This is a genomic window from Pedobacter riviphilus (assembly GCF_014692875.1).
Taxonomy (GTDB): Bacteria; Bacteroidota; Bacteroidia; order Sphingobacteriales; family Sphingobacteriaceae; genus Pedobacter; species Pedobacter riviphilus.
Genome location: NZ_CP061171.1, coordinates 5810770 through 5825361, shown reverse-complemented (window position 1 = coordinate 5825361; position 14592 = coordinate 5810770). Strand labels below are relative to the sequence as shown.

Annotated in this window: 16 protein-coding genes; 3 read left to right on the top strand and 13 right to left on the bottom strand. The window is 38.1% G+C overall.

The window, feature by feature from the left end; genetic code table 11:
- Window positions 1-541: 541 nt before the first annotated feature.
- On the bottom strand, window positions 542-2089 hold the full coding sequence (locus H9N25_RS24230) for an acyl-CoA mutase large subunit family protein (RefSeq protein WP_190327509.1): 1548 nt from the start codon (window positions 2087-2089) through the stop codon (window positions 542-544).
- Window positions 2090-2171: 82 nt separating this feature from the next.
- Window positions 2172-2702, bottom strand: coding sequence for a DUF7935 family protein (locus H9N25_RS24225; RefSeq protein ID WP_190327508.1), 531 nt, complete (start codon window positions 2700-2702; stop codon window positions 2172-2174).
- Between the two features lie 92 nt (window positions 2703-2794).
- On the opposite strand from H9N25_RS24225, the gene H9N25_RS24220 reads away from it, so the two are divergent.
- Window positions 2795-3148, top strand: a complete 354-nt coding sequence (locus tag H9N25_RS24220) for a HesB/IscA family protein (protein WP_057931114.1) — start codon at window positions 2795-2797, stop codon at window positions 3146-3148.
- Window positions 3149-3250: 102 nt separating this feature from the next.
- Window positions 3251-4480 carry an ABC transporter permease gene (locus H9N25_RS24215; protein ID WP_167296587.1) on the top strand — a complete coding sequence of 410 codons (1230 nt, stop codon included), beginning with the start codon at window positions 3251-3253 and terminating at the stop codon, window positions 4478-4480.
- Between the two features lie 107 nt (window positions 4481-4587).
- Here H9N25_RS24215 and H9N25_RS24210 read toward each other — a convergent pair whose 3' ends face one another.
- The 5 genes from H9N25_RS24210 to H9N25_RS24190 are packed head-to-tail and all read right to left on the bottom strand — an operon-like array spanning window position 4588 to window position 9226.
- Window positions 4588-5325 carry a tyrosine-protein phosphatase gene (locus tag H9N25_RS24210; RefSeq protein ID WP_190327507.1) on the bottom strand — a complete coding sequence of 246 codons (738 nt, stop codon included), beginning with the start codon at window positions 5323-5325 and terminating at the stop codon, window positions 4588-4590.
- Between the two features lie 17 nt (window positions 5326-5342).
- Window positions 5343-5900 (bottom strand): hypothetical protein, encoded by a 558-nt coding sequence (locus H9N25_RS24205; protein ID WP_190327506.1) that lies wholly within the window; start codon window positions 5898-5900, stop codon window positions 5343-5345.
- On the bottom strand, window positions 5901-6923 hold the full coding sequence (galE, locus tag H9N25_RS24200; protein ID WP_169502491.1) for a UDP-glucose 4-epimerase GalE: 1023 nt from the start codon (window positions 6921-6923) through the stop codon (window positions 5901-5903). It lies immediately after the preceding gene.
- A 1-nt stretch (window position 6924) separates the two neighbouring features.
- Window positions 6925-7914 (bottom strand): UDP-glucuronic acid decarboxylase family protein, encoded by a 990-nt coding sequence (locus H9N25_RS24195; protein WP_190327505.1) that lies wholly within the window; start codon window positions 7912-7914, stop codon window positions 6925-6927.
- A 1-nt stretch (window position 7915) separates the two neighbouring features.
- Window positions 7916-9226 (bottom strand): UDP-glucose dehydrogenase family protein, encoded by a 1311-nt coding sequence (locus H9N25_RS24190; protein ID WP_190327504.1) that lies wholly within the window; start codon window positions 9224-9226, stop codon window positions 7916-7918.
- Window positions 9227-9401: 175 nt separating this feature from the next.
- Between H9N25_RS24190 and H9N25_RS24185 the strand changes: the two genes are divergently transcribed.
- The gene (locus tag H9N25_RS24185; RefSeq protein WP_330221068.1) at window positions 9402-10676 is read left to right on the top strand and encodes a 3-deoxy-D-manno-octulosonic acid transferase; all 1275 of its coding nucleotides are present in this window, start codon (window positions 9402-9404) and stop codon (window positions 10674-10676) included.
- On the opposite strand, the gene H9N25_RS24180 is transcribed toward H9N25_RS24185, so the two are convergent.
- From H9N25_RS24180 to H9N25_RS24155, 6 genes are all read right to left on the bottom strand, one after another.
- Window positions 10654-11160 carry a gluconokinase gene (locus tag H9N25_RS24180; RefSeq protein WP_190327503.1) on the bottom strand — a complete coding sequence of 169 codons (507 nt, stop codon included), beginning with the start codon at window positions 11158-11160 and terminating at the stop codon, window positions 10654-10656. The two genes, H9N25_RS24185 and H9N25_RS24180, sit on opposite strands and share 23 nt — an antisense overlap.
- Before the next feature lie 7 nt (window positions 11161-11167).
- Window positions 11168-12178 (bottom strand): ferrochelatase, encoded by a 1011-nt coding sequence (hemH, locus tag H9N25_RS24175; protein WP_190327502.1) that lies wholly within the window; start codon window positions 12176-12178, stop codon window positions 11168-11170.
- Window positions 12179-12394: 216 nt separating this feature from the next.
- Window positions 12395-13066: a fatty acid desaturase gene (locus H9N25_RS24170; protein WP_190327501.1), complete on the bottom strand. Its 672-nt coding sequence runs from the start codon at window positions 13064-13066 to the stop codon at window positions 12395-12397.
- A 174-nt stretch (window positions 13067-13240) separates the two neighbouring features.
- Window positions 13241-14092, bottom strand: a complete 852-nt coding sequence (locus H9N25_RS24165) for a 4-hydroxy-3-methylbut-2-enyl diphosphate reductase (protein ID WP_190327500.1) — start codon at window positions 14090-14092, stop codon at window positions 13241-13243.
- 16 nt (window positions 14093-14108) lie between these two features.
- Window positions 14109-14390, bottom strand: a complete 282-nt coding sequence (locus tag H9N25_RS24160; protein ID WP_167296577.1) for a Txe/YoeB family addiction module toxin — start codon at window positions 14388-14390, stop codon at window positions 14109-14111.
- Entirely contained in the window at window positions 14372-14581 is a 210-nt protein-coding gene (locus H9N25_RS24155) for a DUF2683 family protein (protein WP_167296576.1), read from the bottom strand. The genes H9N25_RS24160 and H9N25_RS24155 overlap by 19 nt, the downstream gene beginning before the upstream one ends.
- Between the last annotated feature and the right edge of the window lie 11 nt (window positions 14582-14592).

Genomic DNA, 14592 nt, shown 5'->3' with positions numbered 1-14592 from the left:
TGCGATTTCTATAATTTATTGGTTTACAGTGCCTATTCGAATTAAAGGGATGGTCCGTTTAGGGACTACGAATATTGAGAAAATTATCAACATTTTAAACAAAAATTTCAAATAAATCGTAACGTACTGATAAGGAATATAGTAGCCCGCTTAACCTCAATTTTTTATGTTGATAACTATTTATTAACACTGGTTATCCACATTAACCATTATTTAACGTCAAAATACCCTCTCCACTTCGAATTGCTGTTAAAAAAGCAAAATCTAAGCCATTTTAGGCACTAGTTAAGCGTTTTAGCCTTTTTTAATCTCGAATAATCTGAAAATCAAAGCCATAAGATAAATAAATTAACATCAATTAATACAGATCATTTAAATTATTTCAATAAACTTTGTTATTGTATGAATTTTACGACACTTTAACCCGTTAATTTAAGGTCAGTGAACAAGATTTCTGTTCATTTTATTAAGCCCTTATTAAAACCAAGATACCTTTAATTTAATCTGGAATAAAGTACAAAACAAGGGTACTTAAATTTCCTTAGTAAACGCCAAAAACTTCCCTAAACACATCTGCAATTTCGCCAAGTGTAGCATACTTTTCAACCGCATCTATAATTAACGGCATCAGATTATCTTCGCCTTTAGCCGCCTCATGCAACCTCTGCAGTGCTTTTCCTACAGCATCGTTATCGCGGGTTGTTTTTAAATCTTCCAGTTTTTCAGTTTGCAGCTTGCGTATAGAATCATCAATATTAAAAACCTCCGTCAGCCCCTCTTCCTCTTGGGTAAATTTATTTACACCTACCGAAATCCTTTCGCCATTTTCGATTTCTTTTTGATATTGATAAGCTGCATCAGCAATCTCATTTTGCATATAATTGCTTTCGATGGCATTAACCGAGCCTCCCATTGCATCTATCCGGTCGATATAAGTCCAGGCAGCAGCCTCTACTTCATCGGTTAAGCTTTCTATAAAGAACGATCCAGCCAATGGATCTACGGTATCGATAACGCCGCTCTCGAAGGCAATGATCTGCTGGGTACGTAAAGCAATTTTTGCAGCCGATTCGGTTGGAAGCGAAAGAGCTTCATCATAACCATTGGTATGTAGGGATTGAGTTCCGCCAAGAACCGCAGCCATAGCCTGATTGCTTACCCTGATTACATTGTTTAACGGTTGTTGCGCTGTTAAGGTTGAGCCTCCGGTTTGGGTATGAAATCTTAGCATCTGTGCTTTTTCGTCTGTGGCACCCAAATCTTTGGTAATTTTCGCCCACATCCGCCTTGCAGCCCTAAATTTAGCTATTTCTTCAAAGAAATTATTGTGGCAATTGAAGAAGAACGATAACCGTTTCGCAAACACATTAATATCTAAACCTTTATCCAGCGCTGCTTTTAGGTAGGTTTTACCGTTAGCTAATGTAAAAGCAAGTTCTTGCACAGCAGTTGATCCAGCTTCACGTATGTGGTAGCCAGATATAGAAATGGTATTCCACTTCGGAACTTCTTTGCTACAAAACTCAAAAATATCGGTAATCAAACGCATAGATTGCTTTGGCGGGTAGATATATGTGCCTCTTGCAGCGTATTCTTTTAATATATCATTCTGTATCGTCCCTGAAATCTGTTTTAAATCTGCACCTTGTTTTTTGGCCAGTGCAATATACATGGCCAGTAAAATTGAAGCCGTTGCATTGATCGTCATCGAAGTGGTGATATCTTTCAACTCAATACCATCAAATAAAATTTCAATATCCTTTAGCGAATCGATAGCCACCCCTACCTTACCCACCTCTCCGTCGGCCATTTCATGATCAGAGTCGTAACCAATTTGAGTTGGAAGATCAAAAGCAACAGATAAGCCCGTTGTTCCCTGGGCCAATAAATAATGATAACGTTTGTTTGATTCCTCAGCGGTTGAAAAACCGGCATACTGCCGCATAGTCCATAAGCGTCCCCGGTACATATCTTTCTGGATTCCCCTGGTAAAAGGAAATTCTCCGGGCAGCTCTTCCATTGGCCTTGCTTCGGTATACAGCGCCTTTATTTCAATACCTGAAGTGGTGGTGTGCTTTTTTTCGCTCATAATTGGTTAGTTCATTAGTTCAATAGCCATTGATTCATTAGGCCAGCTAAGTTGGTTAACTATTAAAACTGGTTACACCTTGTCAAAAAAGCTGATGAATGTCCTTTTTAATCAGCTCAATGGTTAGATCGTAAGGATTTTCATCAATGCTAGCCATGTGCTGTAAAATTGCTTTACTCAGCTCAATTCCGTTTGCATCTGCGGGTAAACCTTGCACCGCATTATTAATCATTGCTATGGTATCATCTTTCAGTTTACGCACCACATTCCAGGTTACACTATCTACATACAGTTGCTGGGTAATATTGTGCTGATATTCGGAACGCACTTCATTTAAGATCCCTGCTTGTAAAGTTGCAATGGCAATTCCTTGCTGGTGCAGGCGAACAAGCAAATTTGCAGGGTTAATGCGATCGATAAATATGATTAAACGTTCGTGCGCCTGTAACCTCAAGGGTAAAATGTGCGCCCGGCTTTCTTTATTGAGTTCAATGGTTTTCAGGCTAAAGAAACGCTGGATATCGTTCTTTAGAATATAATAAACAGCCACTAGTGCAATGAAAATGCCTGCAAATAAGATCACTATATCAACTAAAATTTGTTGGGTATTCATAAGTATTGTTTAATTACGGTAATATTAACGAACCGTTAAAAGCAAAAATGTGCATTATTATTTATATTTGTAACAGATAAAATTTAAATAACATGAGCACAACAGTTGATACAGCATTTGCACCGGTTACTTTTTCAGAAGGAGCAGCTAAAGAGTTATATAAATTAAAGGATCAGCAGGAGATTAGTGAAGATTATGGATTGCGTGTTGGCGTAGAAGGTGGTGGCTGTGCCGGCATGAATTACGTTTTAGGTTTCGATCAGAAAAAAGATGGTGATCAGGAATTTTTTATAGATGGCATCAAGGTTTTCATGAACAAAGCACACCAGATGTACTTAATGGGCATGATGATCGATTGGCAGGATGGATTAAATTCACGTGGTTTTACTTTCGTTAATCCTAACGCAACCAGCACCTGTGGTTGTGGTACGAGTTTCTCGGCATAAATAAAATATTATTGTAACATATAGTGCAGTCCCCTTGTCTAAACATCGGGACTTTTTTTATTTTTACAAGCTTTGTCCGCCAAACGCTTACCGCAATACTAAATGAATTACAGAGAAAACATCAGACTGGCATTAGAATCTATTAAAGCGAACCGCTTGCGTACAATGCTTACCGCCTTAATTATTGCCATTGGTTTAATGGCTTTGGTTGGGATTTTAACCACTCTAGATGCTGTAAAGAAAAGTATGACTGATGCTTTTAGTAGCATGGGAGCCAACTCTTTCACCATTAGAAACCGCGGTACAGGAATTAGAATTGGAAATGGTAAACGCCCAAAACCTTTTAAAGCCATCCGCTACGAAGATGCCGTTAAATTTAAAGATAGCCTGAATACCCCTGCAACTGTTGCCGTAAGTGTTTTTGCCAGCGGTGGTTCTACGATAAAGTACGGGAGCTTAAAAACCAATCCAAATATTAATGTTCAGGGGATAGATGAAAATGGTTTAGCCTCTCAGGGATTAAATTTATCGCAAGGAAGAAATTTTAGTGTTTCTGAAATACAACTCGGGAGCAATGTTTGTATTGTTGGTGGCGAAGTGGTTGAAAAATTATTTAAAGATTCTGATCCATTAGACAAACTGATCAACGTAGGTAATAACCGCTTTAAAATTGTTGGCATATTAGAGAAAAAAGGATCGAGTATGGGCTTTAGCGGCGATAGGGCAGTTTATGTGCCTTTGCTAAAAGCCAAACAGATTAACGCCAATGCCAATCCATCTTATACCATAACGGTAATGGTACCCAGCAATGAGATGCAGGAAAACATTATCGGCGAATCTACTGCGCTATTCAGAAATATCCGGAAAGTAAAAGTGAATGAAACCAATAATTTCGAGATTACCAAGAGTGATGCTATTGCTCAAACATTATTCGAAAATTTGGCCTTTGTGGCTATTGGTGGTGTTGCCATTGGAATTATTACCCTAATTGGAGCCTCAATCGGCCTAATGAATATCATGCTGGTTTCGGTTACTGAACGTACCCGTGAAATTGGTATCCGTAAAGCCATCGGCGCAAACCCAAAGGTAATCCGTCGCCAGTTCTTGATTGAGGCAGTAGTAATCTGTTTAATGGGTGGGGCTTTAGGTATTTTCCTGGGAATAGTTTTAGGGAACCTCATCTCCCTCGCAATGGGTGGTGCATTCTTAATTCCTTGGTTATTTATTATTGGCGGTTTTGTATTATGCGTGTTTGTAGGAATCCTATCTGGATATTATCCTGCTAAAAAAGCATCAAAACTAGATCCTGTGGAAGCCTTGAGGTACGAATAATGTTAAATCGGTTAATTGTTTAAACTGGTTAACTGCAAACCTACAATTGGCTTAACATATTTCATAAAACAGTTAACCAATTTATACAGTTTAAACAATTAACCTTTCTACAGCAATGCGTTACTCAATTGAGACTGGGTAAGCAGTTGTTGCATTAAGGGTATGCTAAGGCTATCTTCGAGCGCTGCAGCATGTTTTAAATGGTGCATATCGCTGCCTACAAAATCAATCATGTGGTTTTCGACCATTTCTCCTGCCACTTTTTTTGCGCCACTGCCATAATAACCGGTTAAAGCAATACCGTTTACCTGCAGCAAGCAGCCGGTTTCCCTGATCTGATGATAGCTTTCAAAAGAGTTGTAGTAGTAAGGGTAACGCTCAGGATGCGCCAATACAGGCTTATATCCGGCATCCTGCATCATCTTTATAAAATCGATCAGGTTCTGAGGGGCGTTTATATAAGATAATTCAAACAAAAGATAATTATTTCCAAAAGTTAAAACCTCTTTCTGTCTAATTTTTTTTTCTAAGGTTTCATCCAGATAATATTCTGCAGCAGCATCAACTTCCAGATCGAGTTCGATTTCCTGTAAGCCTTTTCTTAACGTGTCTAATCCACGGTTAATGGTATCGGGCGTATTCCGAAAATAATCGGCCATGATGTGCGGAGTTGCAATTAGCTTCTTATACCCCAAATCTTTAAATTTTTTGGCCAAAAGAAAAGAATCTTTAAGCGTTTGTGCACCATCATCAATCCCTGGAATAATGTGCGAGTGCATATCTGTGCCAATACCGGAGAAATTAAATTCGGGTGCTATTTTTTTCTTTTTAAATAATCCGAACATAATGATAGATCATAGTTTTAACTTATCTCTTTTGGCAAATTGCTTGCCTCCGCTGCATCAGCTAATTTAGAGGAATAGATTTTATCGAGCAAATTATTTAAGTCTTCACTTAAATCAAACTGAAGGTCTTCATGCAGCTTTTTAAATTTATTTATGGTTACCGCGACAGTTTTTAAGTAAAATACACTAAAAAGCATCATAAAATCGCGGTAACCAAAAATTGTTTTCTTATAATCAAAAGGAATGGCATTGAGGATAAACAGTTTCAATTCTACCTCACCAACCGGATCTTTAGTCACTTTATAAAAATGATTAACCGAGGTGATCATCTTCCGAACCTTTACCAATGCCTCTTTGGCATTTAGTTTTTTCAGTTTCAGAACCTGTTCTTCCACATCGGTTTTAATCCTTTCCTTCCGATCTTCCAAATCGGTTTCATCTTCTAATAATTTGTAATGAAGATGCTCTGTAAGCACTTTATCTTTGGCCACCAAACGGAGTAATAGCTTGTCTTTTTCTTTGACAGGCAATTCTGTTATAGCAGCTTTTAGATCCTTGTGCTCCGATAACTTCATTTAAAAAGGGTTAGCCTTAATGTATTTTTCCCACTCCCATGCAGAGCGCATCATTTCGTTGATATCAAGATTAGCTTTCCAGCCCAGTTCGTTATTCGCTTTTTGTACGTCGCCATAAATCTGAACAATATCACCTGCCCTTCTTGGACCGATTTTATACTCAAGTTTTTCTCCGTTCACTCTCTCAAAAGCAGCAATAATCTCTAAAACTGAAGAACCTTTACCCGTACCAATGTTGAAAACATCGTAATTACCGTTAGGGTTTCCTTCTTCTAATTTTTTGATGGCTGCAACGTGTGCTTTAGCAAGATCTACCACGTGGATATAATCGCGGATGGCAGAACCATCAGGAGTATTATAATCATCACCATAAACGGTAATCGGGCCGCGCTTGCCAATGGCCGATTGCGTGATGAACGGAACTAGGTTGGCAGGAATACCATTTGGCAACTCGCCAATTAAAGCGGTTTCATGCGCTCCAACAGGATTGAAATAACGCAAAGCGATAACATTCAGGTCAGGAGTTACTGCAGCAGTTTCTGCCAATATTTCTTCGGCAATCTGTTTGGTATTTCCGTAAGGAGATTCGGCTTTCTGTACTGGTGCAGCTTCGGTTACAGGTAAAGTTTCTGGCTGGCCATAAACGGTGCAAGATGAAGAAAACACAAAATTAATCTTCCTGTTAAACGAGGTTAACAGGTTAATTAAACCATAAAAATTGTTTTTATAGTATTTTAAAGGCTGTTCTACCGATTCGCCTACAGCTTTTGATGCGGCAAAGTGAATAATCCCATCAATATCGGTATGGTTTTCTGCAAATTCCTGAACAGCTCTGTCATCCTGCAGATCTATTTCATGAAAATCGAACCATTTGCCAGTGATGGCATGAAGCTGGGTTAGAATTTTGATATTCGAGTTAGAAAGGTTATCAACAATTACGACTTCGTATCCTGCGTTGTGTAACTCTACTGCTGTGTGCGAACCTATGTATCCTGTTCCGCCAGTAACTAATATTTTTGCCATTTTAACGGTTAAATGTGGTAAAATCTTTATGATCTATCTTCTCCAAAGCCTCTGCAGGCAATGATTTAAAATATTCGTATGTAATCTTCAATCCTTCGGCGCGACCTATCTTAGGCTCCCATCCCAATATCTCTCTCGCTTTGGTAATATCCGGTCTGCGCTGTTTAGGATCATCCTGCGGAAGTTCCTTATAAACGATTTTCTGCGTAGTGCCTGTAAGTTTGATAATTTCCTCACAGAATTGCTTGATGGTAATTTCATCTGGATTACCAATGTTTACCGGCTGTGCATAGTCGCTCATCAATAAACGATAAATCCCTTCAATCAGATCATCAACATAACAGAAAGAACGTGTCTGACTTCCGTCGCCAAAGATAGTTAAATCTTCGCCTCTTAAAGCCTGGCCGATAAAAGCAGGTAAAACACGACCATCATTCAGGCGCATTCTCGGTCCATAGGTATTAAAAATCCTAACGATTCTTGTTTCTACGCCATGGAAAGTATGGTAGGCCATAGTAATAGCTTCCTGAAAGCGTTTGGCCTCGTCGTAAACACCACGTGGACCAACCGGATTTACATTGCCCCAATATTCCTCTGGCTGAGGATTTACATTTGGATCGCCATAAACTTCAGAAGTTGAAGCAATCAGCATTCTTGCATTTTTATTACGGGCCAAACCCAAAAGGTTATGCGTACCTAACGAACCTACTTTAAGTGTCTGGATCGGGATTTTAAGGTAATCTATCGGACTTGCGGGTGAAGCAAAATGTAAAATGTAATGAAGTTTACCTGGAATATGTACAAATTTGGAAACATCGTGGTTATAAAACTCAAAATTCTCCAGCTTGAACAGGTGTTCGATATTTGCCAAATCGCCCGTAATCAGGTTATCCATTCCGATAACATGATAACCCTCATTCACAAAACGATCACAAAGGTGTGAGCCTAAAAATCCGGCTGCACCTGTAATCAATATTCTCTTCTGCCCCATTTTAATCTATTAATTTTCTACCTATGCTGTTATAATAATAGCCAAGATCGATCATTTTTTGTAAATCGTATAAATTTCGGCCATCGAAAACCACTTTATTTTTTAAGATGTTGTCGATTTTCTCAAAATCAGGATTACGGAAAACCGACCATTCAGTCGCAATCAGCAGTGCATCAGCACCTTCTAAAGCTTCGTATTGGTTTTTGGCATAGTTTACCTGATCGCCGATAACATTTTTAACATTTGTCATTGCCTCCGGATCAAATACGGTAACGGTAGCACCGTTTTTAACCAATGCGTCGATAATATATAAGGCCGGTGCCTCGCGGATATCGTCGGTTTCTGGTTTAAAGGCCAAACCCCAAAGTGCAAAATGTTTGCCTTTTATATCACCTTTGTAATATTTAAGCACCTTATCAACAAGGATTGTTTTTTGTCTTTCGTTAACCTCCATTACCGATTTCAGGATCTGAAAATCGTAGGCATAATCATCAGATGATTTTACCAGTGCCTGAACATCCTTCGGAAAACAAGAGCCACCGTAACCTACGCCCGGAAAAAGGAAACGTTTACCGATACGGTCATCAGAGCCTATGCCCCTTCTTACCGAATCAACATCAGCACCTACCAGTTCGCAAAGGTTTGCGATTTCGTTCATGAACGTGATTTTGGTGGCAAGGAAAGAGTTTGCCGCGTATTTAGTCAGTTCAGACGAACGCTCATCCATAAAAAGAATTGGGTTTCCCTGACGTACATAAGGACCATATAATTCAGTCATCAGCTTTTTCGCCCTTTCGCTTTTAGTTCCTAAAACCACACGATCAGGTTTCATAAAATCGTCAACAGCTACACCCTCCCTTAAAAACTCAGGATTGGATACCACATCTACTTCAATCGAAGTATTTTCGGCAAAAACAGCCTTTACTTTATCGGCCGTTCCAACGGGAACAGTTGATTTATTTACGATGACCTTATATTCGGTAATCAGTTTGGAAATATCCTTTGCAGCGCCTAAAATATAAGAAAGATCAGCAGCGCCATCTCCACCTGGAGGCGTTGGCAAAGCCATAAAAATAATCTGCGCTTCTTTTACGGCATCTGCAAGGTTCGTTGTAAAGGTTAACCTTTCCTGTTCTATATTTCTATGGAACAAAAGATCTAAACCGGGCTCGTAAATCGGCACTTCACCAGCCTTCATTTGTTTTACCTTTGCTTCGTTAATGTCAACACATATTACATCATTTCCTGTTTCTGCTAAACAGGTTCCGGTAACTAAACCTACGTATCCGGTACCAATAACGGCTATCTTCATCTGTTAATTTATTAAACAATTAAATTGTTTTTCATCGGTTTTTAATGAGCTCGCAAGCTCGGTTATTTTAGCTGCAATGGAGCAATCATAATCTGTCTATTTATTGTACTGAATAATAGGGCAAATCGTGAGGCTTCCATATATTTTTAAGCTTTTTAAATATATTCGTTTTATCTTGGCACGAAGATATGAAATTACACTAATGCTTTTGCTTTACATAATCGGAATTCGGCTTTACACTTTGCTTATCAGGATATTTTCCTTATTCAATCCTAAAGCGAAGCTGTTTATAAATGGTCGTAAAAACGTCTATACACAAATTGCTCAGAAAATTAATCCGAGCGAAAAACATATATGGTTTCATTTTGCCTCTTTGGGCGAATTTGAACAGGGCAGGCCAGTTTTAGAAAAGCTAAAAGCCCTTTATCCTGCTAAGAAAATCGTAGTAACTTTTTTCTCTCCTTCGGGATATGAAATCAGAAAAAATTATGCCCTGGCAGATGTATTTTATCTCCCCATTGATACCCCAGCTAATGCCAAACGTTTTATAGCAAGCATTAATCCTGAAATGGCCATTTTTACCAAGTACGAATTTTGGCATTTTTATTTTAAGGAATTAAAAGATCGGGGCATTCCTTTATATGTGATTTCTGGGATTTTTAGAGAAAGTCAGGCATTTTTTAAATGGTACGGTAGTTTTTACCGCAATATTTTAAAATCTGTTACTTACTTTTTTGTACAAAATGAAGAAAGTAAAAATCTTTTAAAATCGATCGGGTTAAATAATGTAACCATAAATGGTGATACCCGTTTCGATCGTGTTTATGAAAATGCGCAATCGCCAAAACAGCTTGTCCTGATCGAAAGCTTTATCGGCAACTCCCCTACATTCGTTTGCGGAAGCACCTGGCCTGAGGATGAAAAAATATTATCGGCTTTGCCTGAAAAATATCCCAACTGGAAGTTTATCATTGCGCCACACGAGATCCACGAAAGTCATATCGAAAGTATCGAGAAACAGTTTTCAGTTGGCAGTGCACGGTTTTCAGTTTTCAGTACGCAGTTGACAGATGAAAGTTCTCAAATCTCGGCTCTCAAATCTCAAATCTTAATAATTGACAACATTGGTATGCTCTCTTCATTATATCAATATGGAAATGTAGCATATATTGGTGGTGGTTTTGGAACGGGAATACACAACACCTTGGAAGCTGCAGCGTTTGGCTTGCCTGTAATTTTCGGCCCGAAATACGATAAATTTCAGGAAGCAAAAGATTTAATTGCCATAGGTGCGGCCAAAAGCATTTCTACTATTGAGGAATTGATTGATGCATTTGAGGGTTTTGCCAAAAATGAAGATGCCGCAAAGCAAGCCAAAAGATATGTTACAGATAAAAAAGGAGCAACCGATCAGATTATTTCGATGATTACGAAATCAGATCGGTCTTAACAATTTCTGCTATGATTTCGGGAATGCTCTGATCAATTGAAACCGTTACTATATCCCGTTCATCAGTTTGTGGCTCTTCCAATGTTTCAAACTGACTTTTCAATAAACTACTTGGCATATATTGATGAGAACGTTTAATAATCCGATTGTGAATTAAATCGAAACTTCCTTTTAAATAAATAAAGCAGATTGATGCATTATCTGTTCTCAGCAAATCGCGATAAGATTTCTTGAGTGCAGAACAAGCAATAATACAGCTTGTACCATGGGCAACATGTTCGCGACCAACTTTCGCAATCAGCTGTAGCCAACCCAAACGATCTGCATCTGTTAACGGAATTCCGGCAGCCATTTTATCTACATTACGTTGCGAATGCAGGTTATCGCCATCTATAAATTCAGCATTTATTCTCGGGGCCAAAGCTTTACCAACTACTGTTTTACCACTTCCCGAAACGCCCATTAAAACAATAAAGCTCGCCATATTTAAATTATTTAACCATTCCGGCCAAAGCCTCGATAAATATAGGACTATCGTTCAAGCTTTCTACCAGCTGAACATGTTCGCCACCCAAAGCCTTAAACTCTTCATGGTATTCTACCGTAATTTCGTAAAGTGTTTCTAAACAATCGGCTACAAAAGCAGGACTAAAAACCAAAAGACGTTTTTTGCCTTCGGCAGCCAATTTCTTCAACACATCAGTAGTGTAAGGTTGTACCCATGGCTCTTTACCTAAACGAGATTGGAAACAAACGGTATATTGGTCTTTTGACAGATTTAATTCTTTCGCAATTAACCTGGCCGTATCATGTCCTTGTGCAGAATAACAGAATTTATTGGTATCATTTAATGTCTGGCAGCAATCGGCACTTTTTAAACAATAACTTCCGGTATGGTCACACTTTAACAATTGACGTTCAGGTAAGCCATGGAAGCTAAACAATACGTGATCATAGCTTTCTACATGATGTTTTTTGGCATTTTCTGCAAAAACTTTAATCATCAATTCGTTATCATGGAACGAATTAACAAACGATATTGGCGGGACAGTTGGCCACTTGCCCACCAATTCCATTACCAATTGTATTACTGAACCTGTACTCGCAGAAGCATATTGTGGAAACATCGGTATTACCTGTATACTCTCTACCAACCCCGCTTTTAAATTGGCTAACGCCGATGCAACAGATGGGTTTTGGTAACGCATGGCTAGTTCTACGTGGTATTCATCACCTAATCTTTCTTGTAGCATTTTAGCCTGCAACTTGCTATAATACAAAAGCGGCGAACCGTTTTCATCCCATATTTCGCGGTACAATTTAGCAGTTTTAGGGCTACGGAAAGGAACAATAATCCCTTTAACCAATAGTGTACGGTTCAGTTTAGGAATATCGATTACCCTTTCATCCATCAAAAATTGATCAAGATATTTTTTGACATCAGCTGTTGCCGTACTATCGGGCGTTCCTAAATTTACCAGTAAAATTCCCTTTTTGCTCATTGATATTAAAATATGTTTTTTTTGCGCAAATATCGCGTATTTATTGTTTTTAACCTATGTTAAAAAGTGATGAAAAACATTTTTTCGTCAACGGAAAATAATATTAATGGCAATTATTCCCCACTTGTTTAACCTTACTTGTTATGATGCAGTCAAATTCTGGAATCATTAAATCTGATTTACCAGATTAGATATGACTGACACCATTAATAGTTTTTATTTTGTCTTATAAAGCTGCCACCAGGGTACGCCTGGCTTTTGATGATGTTCTAAATGATAACCAAAAAAGTAACAGGTAAAGAAGGCAACAAAATGATTTTTCTGCAAAGTTGAAGAATGATATTCATTATCGTGTTCTCCTTTATGAGGCAAATAGGTTCCAAAATAAAATAACTGAAAAGTGCTTAATAGGGATGGCAGTACCCAAAACAACAGCAGGTTCTTTTCATCGATCCAGATTTTCAAAACATTATAGGCTACGGCCATAATCACTAATTGAATTATCGTAACATAATTTAGCATGAAACGTAAATACCATTTCCAAAAGCCATGTGGCGCAAAATCAGGATCGTTTTCGGTATGTACATGCTGATGATGCTGGTGATGTTTCACATACAAACGGTTATAAAAAAAACCTGCGTAGAGAAAAACGGAAAGATAGCCAATAAAATTATTTGCTTTTGGGTAAGGAGATATCGTTCCGTGCATAGCATCGTGAGCGGTAATAAACAAGCCGGTGTACAAATGCATTTGAACAACAATCATCAGATAAACCAAAGGATTACTCCAGGCAAAATCCCATGTAAGCAAGAAATAAAGGGAAACCAGCCAACAGGTAATTACGGTTAACGCAACCAGAATTCCGGTATGTGGTTTTACAGTTTTCAATGGCTTTTATTTATTTCGTCATGCTGAACTTGTTTTACAAGTAGAAATATTATTTTCAATTGCCTTGTAGCTACTACGTGGTTAGCATCTTTACTCGGTGTACAGACCCTGAACTAAATTACTTCGTAGCTTTCCGCTACGCTACAGGTCAGGGCGACGCCTCTCATGATAAATCTAGTATTTTTCCAAAGCGGCTTTAACCTTTTCCATCAGCCACATTGGTGTAGATGTGGCACCGCAGATACCAACTTTATCATTTTCGTTAAACCAGGTTTGATCTAACTCTTCAACATTTGAAATGAAATAAGAATTATCATTGTGTTTTTTACAAACATCGTAAAGCACTTTACCGTTAGACGATTTCTTGCCCGATACAAAAACGATTTTATCGTAATGACTTACGAAATCTTCCAGCTCTTCGTAACGGTTAGATACCTGCCTGCAAATGGTATCGTTAGCCTTAACTTCATAACCTCTGCTCAATAACTCATCTTTAATGTGATAGAATTTATCGGTGCTTTTGGTGGTTTGGCTGTATAGGGTAAATCTAGCAGGCAATTCTACATTATCCAGCTCGGCCAGATCCTGAAAAACAATCGCCTTACCATCAGTTTGGCCCTGTAATCCGATTACTTCAGCATGCCCATGCTTACCAAAAATAAGTACTTGCTCATCATCGTCATGCGAATTTTTAATCCTGTTCTGCAATTTCAGTACAACAGGACATGAAGCATCTATTAAAGTCAGGTTATTTTCTAAAGCCAATTGATAGGTTGAGGGTGCTTCACCATGTGCCCTGATTAAAACCTTTTCGTCCCTTAAGTTTTTTAATACTTCGTGATCGATGATTTTTAATCCGCGATTGGTTAAACGCTCTACTTCTTCATCATTATGCACAATATCGCCAAGGCAATATAAATAACCTTCGTTATCCAGAATATCTTCGGCCATTTCTATAGCATACACTACGCCAAAGCAAAAGCCTGATGATTTATCGATGTTGACCTGTAAGTTTAAATTGCTCATTTTTTCTCAGGATTAGTTATTTATCGTGGTAATGTCCCTTTGCAGAAATTACAAATACAGTAATAATCTCTTCATCGATTCTATAGACTAACCTATCTTTTTTATTTATTTGTCTTGACCAATAGCCAGAAAATTCAAATTTTAATTTTTCAGGTTTACCTACACCTGATGCCGGATGAATACTTAATTCTATAAAAATTTGCTGGAGTTTTTTAATGGAAGCTTTATCGCCTGATTTAAGGATCTCAGCCAATTGTTTTTTAGCTTGATCCGTAATGTCTACAAAATACTTTTCCATATATCTTGAACATCCTTAACCCTTGTTAAACGTCCATTTTTCACATCATCCTCCCCTTTAGCTATTTCACTTATAAATTCAGGGCTATAGCTTTTCTCTTTTTTAAAAGATACATTCAATGCTTGTAACACGGCCTCAACTGCCAAAAGCTGTTTTTTATTTTTAGGCTGTACGATTAGTGTTTCCATCATATTAAATTAAT